General features: G+C 67.5%; 17 protein-coding genes. 6 read left to right on the top strand and 11 right to left on the bottom strand.

Annotated elements, in window-relative coordinates:
- Window positions 1-108: 108 nt before the first annotated feature.
- From JLI01S_RS13740 to JLI01S_RS13725, 4 genes are read right to left on the bottom strand one after another with little or no spacing between them, the layout of a single operon-like run.
- On the bottom strand, window positions 109-2454 hold the full coding sequence (locus JLI01S_RS13740) for a GNAT family N-acetyltransferase (RefSeq protein ID WP_169797336.1): 2346 nt from the start codon (window positions 2452-2454) through the stop codon (window positions 109-111).
- Window positions 2455-2509: 55 nt separating this feature from the next.
- The gene (locus JLI01S_RS13735; RefSeq protein ID WP_174521327.1) at window positions 2510-3478 is read right to left on the bottom strand and encodes an alpha/beta fold hydrolase; all 969 of its coding nucleotides are present in this window, start codon (window positions 3476-3478) and stop codon (window positions 2510-2512) included.
- A gap of 49 nt (window positions 3479-3527) precedes the next feature.
- Window positions 3528-4028, bottom strand: coding sequence for a metallophosphoesterase family protein (locus tag JLI01S_RS13730; RefSeq protein ID WP_068265589.1), 501 nt, complete (start codon window positions 4026-4028; stop codon window positions 3528-3530).
- Between the two features lie 34 nt (window positions 4029-4062).
- Window positions 4063-5490: an NAD-dependent succinate-semialdehyde dehydrogenase gene (locus JLI01S_RS13725; RefSeq protein WP_068265587.1), complete on the bottom strand. Its 1428-nt coding sequence runs from the start codon at window positions 5488-5490 to the stop codon at window positions 4063-4065.
- A gap of 193 nt (window positions 5491-5683) precedes the next feature.
- Between JLI01S_RS13725 and JLI01S_RS13720 the strand changes: the two genes are divergently transcribed.
- The gene (locus tag JLI01S_RS13720; protein WP_084349441.1) at window positions 5684-6424 is read left to right on the top strand and encodes a FadR/GntR family transcriptional regulator; all 741 of its coding nucleotides are present in this window, start codon (window positions 5684-5686) and stop codon (window positions 6422-6424) included.
- A gap of 2 nt (window positions 6425-6426) precedes the next feature.
- Window positions 6427-7311 (top strand): acyl-CoA thioesterase, encoded by an 885-nt coding sequence (locus JLI01S_RS17750; RefSeq protein ID WP_068265584.1) that lies wholly within the window; start codon window positions 6427-6429, stop codon window positions 7309-7311.
- A gap of 590 nt (window positions 7312-7901) precedes the next feature.
- Here JLI01S_RS17750 and JLI01S_RS13710 read toward each other — a convergent pair.
- The 4 genes from JLI01S_RS13710 to JLI01S_RS13695 are packed head-to-tail and all read right to left on the bottom strand — an operon-like array spanning window position 7902 to window position 11757.
- Complete coding sequence (locus JLI01S_RS13710) at window positions 7902-8399, bottom strand: DoxX family protein (protein ID WP_245634633.1); 498 nt, start codon at window positions 8397-8399, stop codon at window positions 7902-7904.
- A gap of 11 nt (window positions 8400-8410) precedes the next feature.
- Window positions 8411-9577 (bottom strand): acyl-CoA dehydrogenase family protein, encoded by a 1167-nt coding sequence (locus JLI01S_RS13705; RefSeq protein WP_068265581.1) that lies wholly within the window; start codon window positions 9575-9577, stop codon window positions 8411-8413.
- Between the two features lie 27 nt (window positions 9578-9604).
- On the bottom strand, window positions 9605-10714 hold the full coding sequence (locus JLI01S_RS13700; RefSeq protein ID WP_068265579.1) for an acyl-CoA dehydrogenase family protein: 1110 nt from the start codon (window positions 10712-10714) through the stop codon (window positions 9605-9607).
- Window positions 10711-11757 carry a DUF2889 domain-containing protein gene (locus JLI01S_RS13695; RefSeq protein WP_068265578.1) on the bottom strand — a complete coding sequence of 349 codons (1047 nt, stop codon included), beginning with the start codon at window positions 11755-11757 and terminating at the stop codon, window positions 10711-10713. Before JLI01S_RS13695 ends, JLI01S_RS13700 begins: the two co-directional genes overlap by 4 nt.
- Window positions 11758-11922: 165 nt before the next feature.
- Between JLI01S_RS13695 and JLI01S_RS13690 the strand changes: the two genes are divergently transcribed.
- Window positions 11923-12690: an acyl-CoA thioesterase gene (locus tag JLI01S_RS13690; protein ID WP_218005520.1), complete on the top strand. Its 768-nt coding sequence runs from the start codon at window positions 11923-11925 to the stop codon at window positions 12688-12690.
- Here the strand turns inward: JLI01S_RS13690 and JLI01S_RS13685 are convergent.
- The 3 genes from JLI01S_RS13685 to JLI01S_RS13675 form a co-directional block, all read right to left on the bottom strand.
- Window positions 12626-13975 (bottom strand): amidohydrolase family protein, encoded by a 1350-nt coding sequence (locus tag JLI01S_RS13685; protein WP_068265574.1) that lies wholly within the window; start codon window positions 13973-13975, stop codon window positions 12626-12628. The genes JLI01S_RS13690 and JLI01S_RS13685 overlap by 65 nt on opposite strands.
- Complete coding sequence (locus JLI01S_RS13680) at window positions 13972-14754, bottom strand: CoA transferase (RefSeq protein ID WP_245634636.1); 783 nt, start codon at window positions 14752-14754, stop codon at window positions 13972-13974. Before JLI01S_RS13680 ends, JLI01S_RS13685 begins: the two co-directional genes overlap by 4 nt.
- Before the next feature lie 500 nt (window positions 14755-15254).
- Window positions 15255-16130 (bottom strand): enoyl-CoA hydratase/isomerase family protein, encoded by an 876-nt coding sequence (locus JLI01S_RS13675; protein WP_218005518.1) that lies wholly within the window; start codon window positions 16128-16130, stop codon window positions 15255-15257.
- Window positions 16131-16502: 372 nt separating this feature from the next.
- On the opposite strand from JLI01S_RS13675, the gene JLI01S_RS13670 reads away from it, so the two are divergent.
- The 3 genes from JLI01S_RS13670 to JLI01S_RS13660 form a co-directional block, all read left to right on the top strand.
- The gene (locus JLI01S_RS13670; RefSeq protein WP_068265571.1) at window positions 16503-16796 is read left to right on the top strand and encodes a hypothetical protein; all 294 of its coding nucleotides are present in this window, start codon (window positions 16503-16505) and stop codon (window positions 16794-16796) included.
- A 16-nt stretch (window positions 16797-16812) separates the two neighbouring features.
- On the top strand, window positions 16813-18321 hold the full coding sequence (locus JLI01S_RS13665; protein WP_068265568.1) for a class I adenylate-forming enzyme family protein: 1509 nt from the start codon (window positions 16813-16815) through the stop codon (window positions 18319-18321).
- 68 nt (window positions 18322-18389) lie between these two features.
- A partial coding sequence (locus tag JLI01S_RS13660) for a TetR/AcrR family transcriptional regulator (protein WP_281177467.1) occupies window positions 18390-19007 on the top strand: 618 nt, incomplete at its 3' end.

Genomic DNA, 19007 nt, shown 5'->3' with positions numbered 1-19007 from the left:
GTCCGCATGGTCTCGGCGTTGCGCAGCGTCGAGTCATGCCGGGTCCTTGGAGGAGGGACGGTTCGTACGGCCCCGATCATGTCGACACGCAAAGCGTCCTCTGCGTGGCTACACCAGCCGGCGAGGGCCCACGTCGTCGAAGATCGAGTCGTCGCCGACACGACCGCGGACTGAGCCGACGACAGTCGCCTCGCTGCGACAGTGCAGCATGAGATGCAGCTCTGCGAGACGACCGTGGTCGGTACCGATCCTGGCGATGCGCATGAGGACGTCGACGAGCGACGAGAGTTCGACGACCACACCCCCCGTTCGTCCTCTGAGCAGCTCCACCGACCGCAGGTCGTTGATCATCCGCTGGGCGTCCAGGTCTGTCATCGGAAGTGCGCGCCAGCTGACGTCGCCGAAGAGGTCGCTGGCGATCCCTGCGATGCCGAGGGAGATCACCCGACCGAAGTCGGGATCGTTGGTCACCGAGACTGAGACGTCGACACCCGCGGCCGTGCCAGAGTCGTCGAGCTCGAGGCCGTAGGCGCCAAGGATCCCGCGGCCGGCTGCGCTCGTCACGCTTGAGCCTTCGGTGGCGGCCAAGTGGTCGATGATCCCACGCGCGGCACTGACGTCGATGTTGTCGAAGAACGGCACCTTACCGGCCGGGAGGGCGCGCCACGCGACGTAGCGCACGGCATGTGCCAGTGCCCGGATGGCTTCCTCCGGCGCTGTGTACGTGGGCACCTGGGCATCGAGCTGCTGGGGAGTGGTGATCAGCACCGGCTTGTCGCTGGCCGCCGCCAACCGCTCGACGAACTCGCGGGCCACAGCCGGGTCGCCGAGCGGCCGGACGAAGGCGGTGACAACAGCGTCGACCTCGTCGTCGGCGAGCGCCACCTTCAATGCATCGACCAGCACGTCGAGCGTGGCTGTGGCCCCGAGATGCACCGCCTGACCGTGAGCGACCGTGAGGCCATGGATCGGGCATGCGGCCTCGGCGATGCGTCCCAACGAGGTGATGTTGTCGATGATCGCCACACGGTTGCCTGCCGGGAGTTTCCCGTGGCTCAGCAGGCTCGCGACGTCCAGCAGCTCGCCGAGGGAGTCCACGCGGATGATCCCGGACTGGGCAAACATGGCCTGGGCCCGCACTCTGTTCTCCGGGGCCACCGCCTGCACCGCGACCACTGGCTTTCGCCGGGACACTGCTTTGGCCAGCCGCGCGAACTTCTGCGGGTTTCCGAAGGTCTCAAGGTAGAGGAGAACCACATCAGTGTCATCGTCATCCAACCAGTACTGGAGGAGGCTGTTGCCGGACACATCGGCTCGGTCGCCGGCGGAGACGAGCGTGGACACGCCGATGCCTCGACCCAGGGCGCGAGCGAGGACGTCCACCCCGAGCGAGCCGCTCTGGGAGAAGAACCCCACCCGCCCGGCCCTCGGCAGCCCCGGGATGAGCGAACCGTTGAAACGAACCCTTGGATCCGTGTTGAGCACCCCCATGCACTCCGGGCCGACCACGCGCATTCCGTGTGCACGAGCCCGCGCGACTACGAAGTCCTGAAAGCCCTCAGGGGACCCTACGAAGGTCGAGATGATGACCAGCGCGTGGACACCCCGTTCCGCACACGCAGGGATGAGCTCGGGAACATCCTGTGCCGGTACCACGACGAACGCCACATCGACATCGTCAGGGACGTCCGCGATGCTCGGGTAGGCGCGTACGCCCGCCACATGGCCTGCCGAGGTGTTCACCGGGTAGACGGGTCCCTGGAACGGCGCGGCAAGCAGGTGGCGGAAGACCTCGTGCCCGAGGGTCCCCGGGGTGCGACTCGCACCGATCACAGCGACTCGTCCGGGGGCCAGGAGCCGCGCCACCGACCGAGCCTCAGCAGTGTGCTCACGTGCTCGCATCACCTCGAGTGACCGAGACGTCGGGGCGATGTCAAGCGTGACGAGGATGGCGCCGTCCTCGCTCCTGGCCCGCACCTCGAACCCCACCTCACGGAAGACCGAGATCATTGTCAGGTTGTCGGGCAGAACCTCCGCGGTGAAGCGCGCCAACCCGGACTCTCGTCCGGCCTCGGCGAGGTGCTCGAGGATGATGGACCCAATTCCCCGCTTCTGGTGGGCATCTTCGATGAGGAAGGCGACCTCCGCAGAGGCTGGATCGTCTACGGACCTGGTGAAGTACCCGAGTCCGAGAACCTCGCCACCCAGCACGGCCAGAAGGACGACCCTTTGACGTTGGTCCGGGGCAAGGATCTTCGTGAGGTCCCTTTCCAGCTGGCGACGGACCGAACCGAAGTAGCGAAGGCGGAGCGTCTCCGGCGACAGGCGGGCGAACATGCCGCGGATCAGAACCTCGTCGCTGACCTGCACCGGCCGCAGATGGACGACGCCTCCATCGGCGAGCAGGACATCGGCTTCCCGCACGATCCCGTCGGCCATTGCGTGAGCGGGCATCACGAGCTCCTTCATCCCCAGGTCCATTCATCGCAGCCTAGGTGCAGCCGATCCTTCACGAGTGTGGTGCTCTTGACGCGTTGTCGAGGCTCGGATGTCCGAACGCGAAGTCCTCGATGAGCCGGATCAGTTCCAACGGCTGGTCGCTTTGCACGGCGTGCCCTGCTCCGTCGACGGACTCGACCTGCAGGTCAGGCTTGCGACGCACCATCTCTTCGACGTCCTGGGGCAGCACGTACTTCGACAGGCCCCCCAGAACGAGCATCGCCGGCTGCTGGATGCGGTCGACCTCCGGCCACAGCCGGATGAAGTCGTTGGAAGGGCGCGGTCCGCCGAAGAGGTCGTAACGCCAGGCCCACGCCCCCTCCTGCGTCTTCATCGCGTTGTGCCTCACGCCGCGCCGGACGGAGTCCGCCGGGCGATACGGACTGAGCGCCACCGCTGCCTCCGCCATGGCCTCGAAGCTGTCATAACTCGGCGCACCCCCGATGAGGGCCACTGTGCCCCGGTCCATCAGTGACATCGTGCGGTTCGGGTCGTTCACCTGGGGCGTGACATCGACGATGACCGCCGTGCGCGCCAGGTCCGGACGGCTGGCCGCCAACGCGATCGTGGTCGCGCCACCCAGCGACATCCCGACCACCGCCGCGGCGTCGGGGGCGATCTCGGGCAGGATCTCGCCCAACGTCTCGGCATTGACCCATGGCGTGTAGTCCTTGTCCGCACGCCAGTCGGAGTGGCCATGACCGGGCAGATCGACGGCGATCGCCGGCCGTCCCAGACCGAGATTCACCGCGTCCCACGTGTGGGCGTTCTGACCCCCGCCATGCAGGAAGACCAGCTCCGGCTCTCCATCACCCCACGCGAGGTAGCTGACCTTCTGCCCGTTGGCGATCTCGGCAGTGCGACGCTCCACGGCAGGTCGGTCACGCCACGGGATGCTCCACTCGGCGGCCACGTCCTCCAGGAAGGCGAACTCGTCGTAGTCCTCGTCGAGGGTGTCCTCGGGCCTGGTGCTCAACATGCTCTCCTTCGTCGATGGTGCGACACCGTGGAGGCGCCGCATCGCGTTCCTAGCCTGGGAGCGGGGTCGGGTAGTCGAGGAGCTCGACCTGCTCGGTCGCGGCATCGAGCACCGCGAAGCTGAGGAGTGGCCCGACGGACGTGACCTGTCGGCGCTGCCCGGCCGATCCCGGGTTGATGACGAGCGCCCGGCCGATGCGCCCGACGAAGGGGGTATGGGTGTGCCCACCCAGCACGAAGTCGGCCTCGACCTCGGCGAAGCGCTGCATCTCGGGAGAACCCGGGTAGACGTAGTCATAGGTCCACGGTGTGGAGTGGACCATCAAGAGTGTCTTGCCGCAGACCTCGAGCTGTCGGCGCTCCGGCTGCGCACGCAGCCACTCGACCAGCTCCCGATCAGCCGTCCCGCGCGCCACGACCGCGTCAGACCACATCGTCTCGCTGACGACATCACCGAGGCACAGCAAGCCGTCGACGCTGTCCATGCGGCGCAGTGCCTCATCGAGCCCACGGACATTGCCATGGAGGTCAGAGACGATGCCCAGTCTCACGTCCGATCACCCCCTGCCCAGCGGCCCGTTCCGATCACATCGACAGTCCGATCACCTTGGTGTCGAGGTACTCGAGGATGCCCTCCCGGGCGCCCTCCCGACCGAGGCCGCTCTGCTTGACACCACCGAAGGGCACTGCAGCCGACGTGGGATTGATGTCGTTGATGCCCACCATTCCGAAGTCCAGCCCCTCCGCCGTCCGCACGGCGAGGGCGAGGTCCTTGGTGTAGACGTAGGCAGCGAGCCCGTAGTCCGTGTCGTTGGCCATGGCGACGACGTCGTCGTCGTCCCCGTACGTGATGACGGGGACCATCGGGCCGAAGGTCTCCTCGCGGTAGATGAGCATCTCGGGCGTGACCCCCGTCAGGACGGTGGGTGCCCAGAAGAAGCCGTCGTCGTAACCCTCCCCCGCGAGGCGTTGACCACCCGTGGCGACGGTCGCCCCCTTCGCCACGGCATCATCGACCTGACGTTGCATCTTGTCGATCGCTGCCTGGTCGATCAGGGGGCCGATCGTGACGCCGTCTGTGCGGCCGTCCCCGGCCGCCATCCGTGCCATCCGCTGGACGAGGACTTGGGTGAACTCCTCCGCCACCGACTCGTGGACGAGGACTCGGTTCTCGCAGATGCACGCCTGGCCGGAGTTGAGCGACTTCAGGGCCGCGGCGCCCTTCGCGGCGTGCACGGGGTCAGCGTCTGGTAGCACGACGAAGGGAGCGTGGCCCCCGAGCTCCATGGACACCCGGACGAGCCTTTCGCCGGCCCGGGCAGCGATGAGCCTGCCCACCTCGGTCGACCCGGTGAAGCTGATCTTGCGCACCAAGGGGTGGCTGACGAGGGTGTCCCCCACCGCCACAGGGTCGGATGAGGTGACGAGGTTGACCACGCCCGGTGGCACTCCTGCCTCCTCGAGGATCTTCACGGTCTCGATGGCACACAGCGGCGTCTGCTCCGCCGGCTTGACCACGATCGTGCAGCCCGCCGCGAGCGCAGGACCGATCTTGCGGGTGAGCATCGAGATCGGGTAGTTCCACGGGGTGATGGCCAGCGCCACGCCGATGGGCTGCTTCAGCGCGAGGAAACGATGGTTGGCGCGAGCGGACGGGATCGTCTCGCCGTAGACACGCTTGGCCTCCTCCGCAAACCACTGCAGGAAGTCGGCCGCGTACGTCACCTCGGTACGTGCCATGCGCAGCGGCTTGCCCTGCTCCCTGGTCATGAGCTGGGCCAGGTCTTCACGACGCTCGAGCATCAGCACGTGGGCACTCTGCAGGACAGCCGCGCGCTCGTAGGCGGTCTTGGCCGCCCAGTCGCGAAATGCTGCGTGAGCGGCTTCCACCGCTCGAGACGCATCCACCGGCCCCCCGTCGGGCACGGACCCGAGGACCTCGCCCGTGGCTGGGTTGGTCGAGGTGAACTCGGCGCCGTCGGTCGCCGCACGCCAAGTGCCTTCGATGAACATCGTGGTCCCTCATCCGTTGTTCTGACAGTCACGCATATTGTATCAATCATCCACCTCTTTTCAGGATAGTCTGTGCGCGCAACGTGTCGGAGCTCGCCGCGGACCTCGCCCTCACAGCAATCCGGCCAACCATGACGTAGATTGACCCGGATAGTTCGGTCACGCGGTCGGACGACGAGGAGAGGACGATCCCATGGGGACAACGACGGGCCTTGCGCGGGTGCGCGTGCCCAAGACGGCCGAGGTGGTTGCCCAGGCGATCCGTTCCCAGATCGTCAGTGGTGACATCGCTGAGGGGCAGGCCCTGCCCAGCGAGTCGGACCTCATGGCCAACTTCGGCGTATCCCGTCCGTCGCTCCGTGAGGCCTTCCGCATCCTGGAGTCGGAGCAGCTGATCGAGGTCCGCCGCGGATCCCGGGGCGGAGCCTTGGCACTGCGACCCGACGTCAGTGTCGCCGCCCGCTATCTGGCACTGCTCATGCAGTTCGACGGCGTCATGCTCAGCGAGGTCTTCCAGGCCCGCGCACTCATCGAGCCCCTCGCGCTGCGCCTTCTGGCACAGCAGAAGGACCGCGCCGTGCTCACCCAACAGCTGCGCGACATCCTGGGGCCCCTGCAGGAGAAGGAGAAGGACCACCGACCGCAGATCTGGCTCGAGTTCTTCACCAAGCTCTTCGAGTACGCCGGCAACCGACCGCTCGCCCTGGTCTACGGAACCCTCAACGAGGTCGTCGCGCGCGAGCTGCAGGACTCGATCGACGCGACGAGCAACGAGGCCGACTCCCTCAAGGCCGTGTCCAAGGTGATGAAGCTCGTCGACGCCGGCAAGGGCGAGGAGGCGGCCGCGTTCTGGATGAACCAGATGTTCCTCATCGAGGAGCAGGTCAACCGCCTGCACCGCCGCAAGACGCTCGTCGACGCAACACCTCACTGAGGGTGGCCTCCTGGACGGCGCCAACACCTGCTCCGGGCAGCGTCCCGAGGGGCCAAAGCACGCTTCTACCGCTCCTCGAGCACGAGCGTGTCGGCCCGGGCCACTTCCGTGGGCGCCAGCCCGACGACGACAAGCTGCAGATCTTCGGCGGGCAGGCCCTGGCGCAGGCGCTTCGCGCCGCGACGCTGACCGTCGACCCGGCCTTCGTGCCGCACTCCATGCATGCGTACTTCCTCGTCAAGGGTGATGCCCGCACTCCTGTCGACTTCCACGTAGAGGATGTTCGTGACGGACGGTCCTATGTCACGCGCGAGGTGCGCAGCAGTCAGCACGGACGAGACATCCTCCGGCTCGTGGCCTCGTTCCACGTCGTGGAGCAGTCCTTCGTCGAGCACGAGCCCCCTCGGAGACTGCCGTCCCACGGTGGGATGTCATTTGTGCCGACTCCCGACGACGTCCCGCTGCTGCAGCAGTGGCCCGGTTTTCGTCATCCCATGGAGATCCGGCCGGTCGAGGCACAGCGGGCCTCGGTCGATGGGGCCGTCCCCACTCGTCAGATGTGGCTTCGGACGGACGGCGACCTTGGCGACGATCCTGCGCTGAATGCCTGTGCTGTGGCCTATGCGTCTGACCTGTCATTGCTCACGACGGCCCTCGTGCCGCACGACCTCACCCCCGGCCCCAGCGGCGAGGTCTCGTTGGCAAGCCTCGACCACTCGATGTGGTTCCACCGTCCCTTTCGTGGAGATGCCTGGCTGCTCCACGAGACGGACAGTCCCATCGCCCACGGTGGCCGCGCCCTCACCCGGGGAGCTGTCTACGACATGTCAGGGCGACTCGTGGTATCGACGGCACAAGAAGGCGCCGTCCGAGCGCCCAAGCGTTGACCCGCCCCCGGCTGCTCTAGATGCCGCATCGGCGAAGGCCCGCGTGGCGCGCGGCCGCCTGCGGGTCGCCCATGTGGTCGATCATCTCGCTCGGGCACGACCGCATCGATGGCACGGAGCACGTCACCGCTGAGGCCACGTCCCGAGTTGACTGGCCAGCTGTTCCTCCGAGCAAACTTCCGTCCTGGACCGATCGGACTCCAAGGTCCACGAACCTCGACTCAGTCGCTCGAAGCGTAATCCCCGCCGGCCGCCTGCTGACCGGGCACTTGCCGGTGAGTCAGCCGCCCTTGAGCGGACTGCAAACCATCGTGCCCATGCCGTACCGCTGGAATGGGCGGGAAGGTCGAGGTGCCGATCGTGCGTACCTCGCCGCCCTTGAAACGGCACTCAATGCGCACAAGCGCCGTGTAGTGCGGGAGCGGTACACGGATACTTCTGCGCCGTACCGTCAGACGGATCAGTGGTCTAAACACGATGGCTTGTGATTGCTCAACCCCGGAGACACCAGATGGCGCGCCCGCACATCGCGGGAGCACCATCTGAGGCAGGGATCCGGCGGTCCGCGTCAGGACCACCGAATTGTGCACCTAGGGTCGAGCACGCCCGGAGGTCGGCCGCCACGTGGCGGCCAGCAGCGCGACCGTCGCGACGACACCGACACCAAGGGAGATCGCACCGCCTGGCCAGCCAGCCACCTCGATGTCGAAGGCGCTGTCCACGGAGAGCAAGCCTGGTCCCAGGATGCCCAGGGCTACACACACGGCGGCGAGCAAGAGGACGTACTCATAGCCGTCGCGCATCACGAAGAACCCGTTCTTGCGATGAGCGAGGAATGCGGCCACCAGCATGACGCTCACCACGGCGGCGCAGGCCAAGGGGGTGAACAGCCCGAGGACCAGCAGCACGCCGGCACCGATCTCGGTGACCACGCTGGCCCAGGCCTGCAGCACCCCGTGGCGCAGGCCAAGGCCTTCGAACCAACCGGCGGTGCCGGCGATCTTCCCGCCACCGATCCAGTGGTTCACACCGTGCAAGATCATCGTCACACCAACCACGACGCGCACGAGCAAGAGCGCGGCATCCACGGCCTCCACGATCAGACCGTCGCATTTTCGCCGCGCACATCGACCACGTCGTGCGGAGCCGCAGGTGCCTTGAGACCGAGTACGCGGGCCATCTGAGCCCGGTGGGCGACGGCATCACCGAAGAGCAACTCATTGGACTTCAGCTTGCGCAGGTAGAGGTGCGCAGGGTGCTCCCACGTGTAGCCGATACCACCGTGGACCTGGATGTTCTTCTCCGCGGCATCGGCGCCGTGCTCACTGACGTACGCCTTCGCCAGGCTCGTCTCGAGCTGGACGGACCCGAGGGTGGCATCCTGGTCGGCCAGGGAACGTGCAGCGTGTCGGGCCACGGCCGTGGCGGACTCCGCCACGGTGAAGATGTCCGCGCACAGGTGCTTGACGGCCTGGAAGGCACCGATCGGCTTCCCGAACTGCTCGCGCACCTTGGCATGCTCGACGGCCATCTCCAGCACGCGCTGGGCGGCGCCCGCGGACTCCGCGCACAGTGCGGCCGCCGCAGTTGCGAGCACTCGGGCCTCGACGTCACCAGCTTCGCCGCCGATGCGGGTGGCCGGCACGTCGACAAGCCGCACCGACGAGGCCTGACGCGTCAGATCGAGCAAGGTCAGGGGCGTCCGTTCCGTCGCTGCGGCCTCCACTGCGAAGAGCCCAGTCCCCTCGAGGGTGGGGGCGAAGACGAGGATCGTGTCGGCGGCTCCGGCGTCGAGGACGGCGGCCACCTCACCCGACAGCTGCCAGCCTCCCTCCGGCTCGGACGCCGCCACGGTGGATTCCTTGTCCCTGCCAAGGAGGCCGGAGCTGAAGGCGACTGTGGCAATGCGTGACCCGTCGGCGAGGCCACGAAGCAGATCCCCCGACGCGTCCGTGTCGTCGGCACCGATGAGCGCGGAAACTGCGATGACCGAGCTGGAGACGAACGGGCTCGGCAGGAGCGCCCGACCGATCTCCTCGAGGACGACGCCCATCTCGACGGGGGTCGTTCCCTGCCCGCCGAGGTCTTCAGGGACGAGCAGGCCCTGCAGTCCCAGCTGCCCAGCCATCTGCGTCCAGACGTCCTCATCTCGGCCGTGGCCGGCCTCGATGGTCGTCCGCACTGCAGACTCGGGCGCCTTGCGCTCGAGGAAGGTGCGGACCATGTCCCGCAGCTCGTTTGCCTCGGGTGAAAGATCGTGTTCCATGGTGGTTCTCCTTCTTGTCGTCTGCGCTCAGGCCGGGAGGCCGAGGACGCGTTGGGCCAGGATGTTCTTCATGACCTCAGTGGTCCCGCCCGCGATCGTGGCCGACCGTGCCTGCAGATAGGACATGTTCGACTGCTCGTCGGCCCCGATGACCGCATCGGCGCCCCCGAGGGCCAGCCGCGTGCTCGACAGGCGCTGCGTGAAGAGGCTCCACTCAAGTTTGATGATCGACTGCTCGGAGCCGGGCTGCCCCGTCGCCTTGATGGACTCGAGCGAACGCTCACCGAGGATGCCCACGACGCGGCCCTCGACATAGCGCTCGATGAGCTCGTCCTGCAGATGAGGGGACAGCTCGTGGCCCGCCTTTGCGAAACTGAAGGAGTCGACCATCGACTCGATCTCTCGCACGACTGCGGACGCGTGCGTCACGACACCGCTACGCTCGTGACCCAGCGTGGTCATGGTGACCATCCAGCCTTGGTTCATCGGACCGAGGAGCGCGCTGCGCGGCACCCGGACGTCGGTGAAGAAGACCTCGCAGAACTCGGCGTCGCCGTTGATCTGCTGGATCGGGCGGATCTCGATCCCAGGAGTCTCGAGCGGGACGAGGAGCGCGGAGATGCCCTTGTGCTTCGGTGCCTCCGGGTCAGTGCGGACGAGGAGCTGGATCTGGTGCGCCCGGTGCGCATCGGAGGTCCAGATCTTCTGGCCGTTGATGACGAACTCATCCCCGTCGAGCACGGCACGCGTACGCAGCCCGGCAAGGTCCGAGCCCGTGCTCGGCTCGCTGAAGCCCTGACACCACAGCTCGGTGCCCTCGAGGATCGGGATCAGGCTCTGCTTCTGCTCGTCGGTCCCCCACTGCGCGATCGTCGGGCCGACATTGGCGACCCCGAAGATCCCGGCGGTCGCAGGCGCTTGGTAGTCGGCCAGCACCTCGCTGCACGCGAGTGCCTCGACGACGTCGAGTCCTCGTCCGCCGTTCTCCTTCGACCACTGGGGAGCCACCCAGCGGCCTCGCTGGAGGATGCCTTGCCACACCAATCGCCCCTCGTAGGAAGGGCGCTCGCCCCACACCTCGCGGAATGGTGGCAAATGCTTGTCCAGGAACTCTCGCAGCTCATCGGTCACGTTCACGGTGTGCTCTCCTTCATCGTCAGGGTGCCGGGGACGGGGTCCACCAGCGGTAAACGGTCGATCAGCAGGGGCACCGCACGCAGCGCCCGCAGCAGGTCGTTGAGGTGGGTGCATCCTGCGGACCCGGAGAGCTCGCTCCGGACGCTCGCGTCGACGTCGTCCAAGGCCGTGTCGCGCAGTCGGACGACATGCGCGACGGCATCGTGGCAGTCTGGCAACGGCAGCACCCGTGGTCGCGCATGCAGGCGTTCGACGACTAGTCCTTCCGTCCTGCGAGCCACCGTGGAGTCGACGGCATACTCATGCACGATCGTCTGGGAGCCGTCACGTGCGGTGAAGGTGTCGCGAAACCATGCGAGCACGGCGACTCGCCCGTCCTTCGTCGGCTCCACCTGCAGCAATCGCCTCCGCTGGATCCCACCGGGCGTCGCTGGTGGCTCACGATGCCAGACACGTTCGTCATCAGGGAAGGTTCCGGCAGGCGCAGCCGGACGGCCAGAGAGCATGTCAGGCAGGTCAGCGCTGTTGGTGGCTGCACGTCCACCGATCGCAAATCCGGCGCACGTGCCCACCAGAGGGCGGCCCAACGGAACAGAGTCTGCCGTGGCGAGGACCTCGTGCAGCTGTGCATACCCGGAGATGATCTGGATGCCGGGCAGGTCGTCGAGCAGGCAGAGATCCAGCTCGGCCCGACGCAGGCGATCTGGATGCCTCACAGCGATCCGCCGGCGGAGACCGCGCCGCGCTGGCACGTCCAGCAACCACTGCGGGAGCGGGTCGACGGTGCGATCGCTGGCCGCGCGCAGCACACCGGACCCGTCGACGCGGCAGGTCAGAGCCTCCGACCCGAGTGCTCGAGAGACACCTCTGGCGTCGACGGCCAGGTCACGGCCCCGGGCCGTCACGACCTGTCCGTTCTGCCAATCGCCGGCGGCGTGGGCCTCCATGGTGGTTGTCCGACGCACCGACCCGGACGGTGTCGGCTCGAGTCGCGCAAGGGGCATCGGTGACCGGTGCGCGTCACGTACATCCACCTGGTCCATTACATCTCCTTGCGTCCCGCCTCGGCGGACGGATACTCTCATCATATATGTAACTCATTTGTATGTATAGACGAGATCGGAGATCCAATGGCAACCCTCGCCGAGGCACTCAGCGTCAGGGGTACGGGGCCCGGGAGATATCTCGGAAGTACTCCCGAGACCCGCATGCAGCGCACCTTCGGCGGGCTCGTCGCCGGCCAAGCGATGGTTGCCGCCGTCGACACCGTCGACCCGGCCTACGCCGTGCACTCACTTCACGGATATTTCCTGCGTCCCGGACGGCCCCGCCTCCCCATCGTCTTCCACGTCGACGAGGTGCGCGACGGACGCTCCTTCTGCATCCGCCGGGTCACCGGATTCCAGGAGGGGCGGGCGATCTTCACGATGTCGGCCTCCTTCCACATCGCCCAGGCGGGTCCCGAGCACCAGGACGAGATGCCGCGCGTCCCCGGCCCTGAGGAGCTCGACCTCAGTTGGGGGCGTGACGAGGACTTCGCGTCGGTCCTCGCCGTGGAGTGGCCGGACTGGCAGCTACGGCTCGTCCCGCCTGCGCTGACGGTTTCGACGACGGACCAGGCGACTCGGCAGCAGGTGTGGTTCCGCAACATCGGCCCCCTCCCGGACGACCCGCTCTTCCACGTGTGCGCCCTGACGTACATGAGCGACATGACCCTGCTCTCGGCCGCGTTCATCCCCCACCACGGCCAACCGATCGAGGGCGCCTCTCTCGATCACGCACTGTGGTTCCTCCGACCGTTCCGCGCCGACGAGTGGCTGCTCTACGACCAGAGCTCACCGTCGGCAGGCGCCGGACGGGCTCTCACCCAAGGCCGCATCTACGACCAGTCAGGGGCGATGGTCGCCAGCGTCACCCAGGAGGGTCTGATGCGCACGCCCATCCCGGTCGACGAAACAGCACCTCCCCCCCGATGACGGTGGCCGCGACCATGGTCGATGCAGGGTCCGCCAGCATGTGAGCGAGTGGCCTCGCCAACAAGCAGAGGTCGGCGGCGACCCCCTCGCGAATGGTCCGAGGTCGACCGCCAGGGTCGTCCGGCGGGGTGAGCATCGCATTCAGGGCGCGAAGGGGGGAGACCCCCTCATCGGCACCGAGGACTGCCCCGGAGATCGTCGTGCGATCCACCGCTGTCGCGATGGCACGCCAAGGATCCACGTCCCCGTAGGGGGCGTCGCTGCTCAGGGCGACAGGGACACCCGCGGCGAGAAGTCCGGCGTGGCGCCAGAGCCACGGACGATCTTGCGGGGCGCAGTCGGCGAGGTAGTCGTCGCCGCGCTGGCGGACGAGCGAGGGCTGGGTCACGACGACGACGCCCAGATCGGCCATGAGGGCAGCAACGTCGTCATCGCACACGGCGGCGTGCTCGATCCGGTCCCCGGGGTGGGAGCCGGCTTCGCGCAAGGCCACAACGGCAAGCACCAGGGACTCACGCGTGACGCAATGAAGCGCGACGGCCCTCCCCGCCCGGTGCACGTCGACGAAGGTGGACACCAGCGTGTTCAGCGGAGGCAATTCGTGATCGGCAACCACGACCTTGCGAGGGCCATCGCCTGCGTCACCCATCGACATGATCCGCTGCGGCAGCGCATCCCCCAAGACGGTCCGCGCAGCCGCGTCCAAGGCGGGCGTCGCGTCCGACACGGCCGTCACACCCCGCGTCAGAAGATCGCGTCCCAACGACACCAGGTCCGGAAGGCCAGAGGACGGCAGCAGGGTCCGCAGCTGGTCATCAGCGCGCCACAGCTGGCCGGTCTCCTTCTGCCTCCGCGTGAGTGAACGCGGTCCCCCGCTGCGGGATACGGCGTCCAGCCCGGCAGAGTTCAGGGTCCACAGGGCGCCGCTTCGGTGCTGCACGCGAATCGGCCGATCCCTGGAGACCGCGTCCAAGTCGTCCTTGGTCAGCTCGTGCCGGGCTCCCACTGCCCGCACCCACCCCTCACCGGCAAGGTCTGACAGGTCGGCCAGCCCGCTAGGCCCTGAGACGTCCACGGAGGCCCGTGCCGCTGCAGTGGCCAGGAGGTGCACGTGGTGGTCCACGAGGCCGGGCAGCAGGGCTCCCCCGACACCGTCGATCACCTGGGCCGCCTCGACGTCCCCACGGCCCGAGTCGCAGATCCGGCTGACCAGTCCGCGCTCGACGCGGACGTCGACAGGACCGCCGTCGACCTCGACGTTACGGAACAACAGCGGCTGGCTCATCCGCCCTCCACCTCTCTCATGACCCGGTGCGTGTCGACGCCGGGACTCGGCACCACACCTTGGACCGCTCGCCCTCGCGGCAAAGCCACCTCGTGGTCGCAGCCACCCTCGCTGAAGAGCCACCGACCATCGCGCCTCGTGGCAGCCGTCGCGAGCGGGGTGACGTCCGCTCCGACTGCCGACCCGACGACCGCAGACATCGCGACGTCGAGCAGCTCACGCCCCTGGCGATCCCGGCTCTCGAGCACGGCGACGGCCGCCGCGAGCCCGGTGAGCGGGTCCGCGATCGCATCCCCGGTGGGCACCGGCTCGTGGGTCCCGGGATCCACCACCCAAGCCCCGGCCCCGGCGGCGACATCGTCTCCGAAGCCGACCCGCATGCCCGACTCCCCGTCGCGGCCATGCGCGGTGATCGCGACCCAGGTGGCATTCGGACCGAGGTCGCGCCTGGGATCGATGCCGAGGTCTCGCAACGCCCGTGGCCGGGACGCCTCGATCACAACGTCTGCGGCACGGATCAGAGACTTCAACCGGGCCCGACCCGTGTCCGTGGTGAAGTCGAGCACGACGGACTCATGACCGGCGTGCAACGCTGCGTAGAGTTGGGGGTTGCCCCAGCGGGATGCGTCGAGACGGTCCGCCGACTCGACTTTGACCACGCGATGTCCAGCCAGTCCGAGCACGTGCGCACACAGGGGACCGGCCCAGAGCGCGGACAGGTCGACCACCAGCGGGCGGCGGACACCAGCCCCCGGCGGCGAGGCGCCTGTCGTGGCCATCGGCACCCGGACGACGGGAGGTCTGACGATGGTGCCTGCACGCATGGGAATGGCGGCCGCGGGCACCTCGAGGAGGGTCGCTCGATCCACGACATCGGCGAGCGGTTTCGACACGGCCCACTGCGAGAGCTGTCGCCAAGGATCGCCTGAGGCGTCCGACCTCCGGTCTGCGACCACCGCGGGCACAGCCTCAATGTCCGTGGGGCGGACCAAGGAAACTGCCACCCATCCGTCCAACGCCCGCAGGGCCCGCGCCCTGCCTCCAGGGCTCCACGGCGCGCGACGGCCCAGCCCCTCCAACGCTGCGCGCTCGCCAAGCAGCGCAGGTCCGTCGAGGTCGACCTCTCCGCCGGTGAGGCGCGCGATGTCCCTCGCATGGGCCGCGGCCGCCGTCACCACCCCAGGAGGCACGCTGAGTGGAGGCCCATCGGCCCTCCCGGTGAGCGCCATGACCCCGCACGCGGCTGCCATCGCCTGCGGACCGCAGGCACACCCACCGCTCATCCCTCCACCTCGTCCACCAGACCCCAGTCGAGAGCCCGCCGGGCGTCGATCTGCTCCCCCGACAAGCACAGGTGGAGAAGTCGCCACCGACCGATCCGACGAGCGATGCTCACCGTGCCGCCGGCGCCGGGCAGCAAACCCATGAGCACCTCCGGCAGCCTGAACGTGGCGTCCGGTCGGGCCACCACCCGCCCGCCGAAAGCGGCCATCTCGACACCTGCACCCACGGACGGACCCTGGACACGGACCTCGAGTCGAGGTCGAAGGGTCTCGAGCGAGGTGGCCACGCCGGCAGTCGAGCGGATGATGTGCGCCACGGCCGGATCGTGGATCGTGCCGAACTCGTCGAGATCCCCCCCTGCGCTGAACGAGGGGCCGGCTCCGCAGAGCACCAGGGACTCGATCGACGGGTCGAGCAACGCCACCCGCAGCGCATCGTGGAGCTCGTCCCGGAGACGGGCGCTGTAGGCGTTTCGCCGTCGGGCGTGGTTGAGCATGACCTCGAGACGGCCACCGGCGCGATCCACCTGCACCAACGGTCCGTCGGTCGGGACGGACGGGCGGCGCCTTGCCTGCGACCCCAACCAGGCCTTGTACTCGGACCCGGCGAGCAACATGGAGTAGGCGAAGGACTCGACCATGAGGGCGCTCTGGCCGACGAGATCCTCCGTGGCACGGAGCAGCTGGGTCAGGGTCAGAGCCGCGACGGGCGTGCGGGTCGCCTGCTCAGCCAGGCGGTCGAGAGCACCCCGGGGGTCTGGGACCTCCACCATCGCGCGTGACGCTCCTTCCGCCTTGCGGACGTAGGTGACGTCGAGGACCTCAGCGAGCATGTTCGCCTGCGGGCTCAACGGGCGGGTGGCCACACCCACGAGGAGCCGTCCTGTGCCAGCGGGTCCCACCCCGGCACGAGACCCAGCTGAGGCCTTGACTGCCTCTGCCACGGCCTCCGACACATCCAGGTCCACCACCACGATCGGCTGCTGGACCCTCCCCTGCCCATCCAAGGGAGGTAGGGCACTCAGCACCGACATGTGATCTTTCGACTTGGGCTCCATACACCTCATCCTCCCAGCGCGATCAACCCTTGGGGTTCGTCCTTTCCGGGGCCGCCGACGACTGCTACTATAATCTCATTAAGTTATACAAATAGGCTGTACGCTTCCTATCGAAACACTTACCGTATATCCTTCGTCCAACGCTCGTATCCTCGAGCGCGCCGCTGAGCTCAAAGGAGAGCCGACATGACCATCAGCACCGGCAACCACCTGCGGACACCCGCTTCCGCCTTGGAAGTCGTCGTCGTGAAGGCCCCCGACACCGGAGGGGAGCTCCACGCCGCCGGAGCCCCGATGACAACCGATATTGCGGCGGGGCAGGACCCCGCCGAAGGCGTCCCCCTGCAGATGGGCAAGCGCTACGTCCACCCCGAGTCGGGTCTCGAGGTGCTGTGCGTCAAGCCGGGCGTCGGGCCAATGACGTTTGCCGGCGAGGAGCTCTCCCTCAAGTCCGCCAAGCCCCTCCCCGCCTCCGACTGAGCCAAGGAATTCCGACATGGATCTGCTGACACTGCTCGAGATGGTTTCGTCCGGGATGGGCGACCGCACTCTCATTGGACGTCGCACTGGAGGGATCACCGGATCACGACTACGCCAGATGGCCGCGGTCGGCGGCTCGATCGTCAGCGATGCTGGCGCCTCGACCGTCGTCTACCTCGGGGGCAACGGCCCAGCCTTCCCGGTCGCACTCTTCTCGGCAGCAGTGGCCCACACCCCCTTCCTCCCGTTGAACTATCGGCTCAGCGACGAGCAGCTGAGCGAGATCATCGCGCGTCAGGACTCGTCCCTGTTGATCACGGACGACCTCGACCGCGCCTCCCGCATCGCCCCCGCCACTTCACGGATTTCACTTGCCGACTTCCTGGCACAGACGACCGCAGGGCAGGAGGGTCTGGACATCGTCGCGGGAGACGCGGACGAGATCGCCGTCCTCCTGATGACCAGCGGCACCACTGCGGCGCCGAAGAGTGCCGTGCTCCGGCACTCGCACCTGACGTCCTACATCCTCGGCTCCGTCGAGTACGCATCCGCGGAGGACGACGCGGCGACCATCGTCAGCGTGCCGCCCTACCACATCGCCGCGGTGGCCAACCTGCTGTCAAACCTCTACGCCGGCCGCCGCATCGTCTACCTCGACCAGTTCACGCCGAGGCAGTGGCTCGACACGGTGATCGAGGAAGAGGTCACCAACGCCATGGTGGTCCCGACGATGCTGTCCCGCATCGTCCGAGAGCTCTCGGACAGCGGCGAGACGGTGCCCGGAACGCTGCGGGCCATCTCCTACGGTGGCGCCAAGATCACCGCAGGCGTCGTCCGGGACGCGCTGCGGCTTTTCCCCGAGACCGGCTTCGTCAACGCCTACGGACTCACCGAGACCTCTTCCACGATCGCGGTTCTCGGACCCGAGGACCATCGCGCGGCACTGGCCAGCCAGGACCCCGCTGTTCAGGCACGGCTCGGATCCGTCGGTCGGGCCCTGCCGGGGGTGGAGATCGAGATCCACGACGAGCTCGGCTCCCTCGTGCCATCCGGCACGACCGGATACATCATGGTGCGCGGTCCGCAGGTCGCCGGCGAGTACCTCGAGGGTGGCTCGCGACTCGACAAGAGCGGCTGGTTCCCGACCAAGGACCGCGGTCACATGGATGATGAGGGGTTCATCTTCGTCGAAGGCCGTGCTGACGACACGATCATCAGAGGTGGCGAGAACATCGCCCCCGCTGAGATCGAGGACGTTATCGTCGACCACCCGAGTGTCCTCGAGTGCGCCGTCGCCGGCATCCCGGACGAAGAGTGGGGTCATCGCATCGCGGCCTTCGTCGTGCTCAAGGCCGGCATGGAACTCGACAGCGAGGAGCTGCGCGACTTCGTGCGTGTGCGCCTACGCAGCTCGAAGACCCCCGACTTCGTCGCCTTCCTCCCTGAACTTCCAGAGACCCAAACCGGCAAGATCTTGCGGCGCGTGCTCGTCTCCGAGTTTGCCCAGGCACACGTCCGCGCCTGAGCACAACCTCTCGGACGACAGGTACCGTAAGTGCGACCATACGGAAGAGACGAAAGAGTGCCCTGACCTTGTCGAACGCTCCTGCCACACGACGCCCTCGCGGATACCTGAGTGCCGAGGCCATCCTCTCGGGCGCATTCGACCTGGCCGAGCAGCGGACCGTGGGCGACGTGAGCATGCCGAAGCTGGCCAAGCACCTAGGCGTGGGAGTTACCAGCCTCTACTGGTATTTCCGTTCCAAGGACGCCCTCATCGAAGCGATGAGGGTGGAGGCTGCGCACAGCTACCTGGCGCAACTTGCGGGCCTTGAGGACGAGCCTTGGGATGAACACCTACTCTCCTACTTCCGCAGAATGAAGGAGATCTTCTGGGAGAATCCGGTCATCTGCGACCTGCTCGCTTTCCGGGCTGGTGCCCGCGACCCCGGAAGCCTGTTCTTCGAGCGGATCGACCATGAGGTGGCCCTGCTCCTAGACGCTGGCTTCGAGGACAGGATTGCGGCCGCGGCCTATCAGACCATGTCGGTCTTCACTCAGGGTGTGGTGCAGCGACAGCGCCTCTTCGATCTCGACCAGAAGAGCCGCGAGGCCAGCGGCGAGGACATGAGCGATGATCGGCCGTGGCAGCTCGAGCTCACGCCCGGCAGGGCCTTCCCCGCACTGGAGCAGACAATGCCGTTCTGGAGT

This window comes from Janibacter limosus NBRC 16128 (assembly GCF_001570985.1).
Classification (GTDB): Bacteria; Actinomycetota; Actinomycetes; order Actinomycetales; family Dermatophilaceae; genus Janibacter; species Janibacter limosus.
This window is presented reverse-complemented; position numbering and strand designations above follow the sequence as displayed.

Bases quoted from the DNA above. Each gene is read 5' to 3' on its own strand.
- JLI01S_RS13685 (WP_068265574.1), bottom strand. From the start codon at position 13,975: ATGAGCCAGCCGCTGTTGTTCCGTAACGTCGAGGTCGACGGCGGTCCT.
- JLI01S_RS13680 (WP_245634636.1), bottom strand. From the start codon at position 14,754: ATGGCCACGACAGGCGCCTCGCCGCCGGGGGCTGGTGTCCGCCGCCCG.
- JLI01S_RS13740 (WP_169797336.1), bottom strand. From the start codon at position 2,454: ATGCCCGCTCACGCAATGGCCGACGGGATCGTGCGGGAAGCCGATGTC.
- JLI01S_RS13695 (WP_068265578.1), bottom strand. From the start codon at position 11,757: ATGGACCAGGTGGATGTACGTGACGCGCACCGGTCACCGATGCCCCTT.
- JLI01S_RS13670 (WP_068265571.1), top strand. From the start codon at position 16,503: ATGACCATCAGCACCGGCAACCACCTGCGGACACCCGCTTCCGCCTTG.
- JLI01S_RS13720 (WP_084349441.1), top strand. From the start codon at position 5,684: ATGGGGACAACGACGGGCCTTGCGCGGGTGCGCGTGCCCAAGACGGCC.
- JLI01S_RS13690 (WP_218005520.1), top strand. From the start codon at position 11,923: ATGCAGCGCACCTTCGGCGGGCTCGTCGCCGGCCAAGCGATGGTTGCC.
- JLI01S_RS13705 (WP_068265581.1), bottom strand. From the start codon at position 9,577: ATGGAACACGATCTTTCACCCGAGGCAAACGAGCTGCGGGACATGGTC.
- JLI01S_RS13665 (WP_068265568.1), top strand. From the start codon at position 16,813: ATGGATCTGCTGACACTGCTCGAGATGGTTTCGTCCGGGATGGGCGAC.
- JLI01S_RS13735 (WP_174521327.1), bottom strand. From the start codon at position 3,478: ATGTTGAGCACCAGGCCCGAGGACACCCTCGACGAGGACTACGACGAG.
- JLI01S_RS13725 (WP_068265587.1), bottom strand. From the start codon at position 5,490: ATGTTCATCGAAGGCACTTGGCGTGCGGCGACCGACGGCGCCGAGTTC.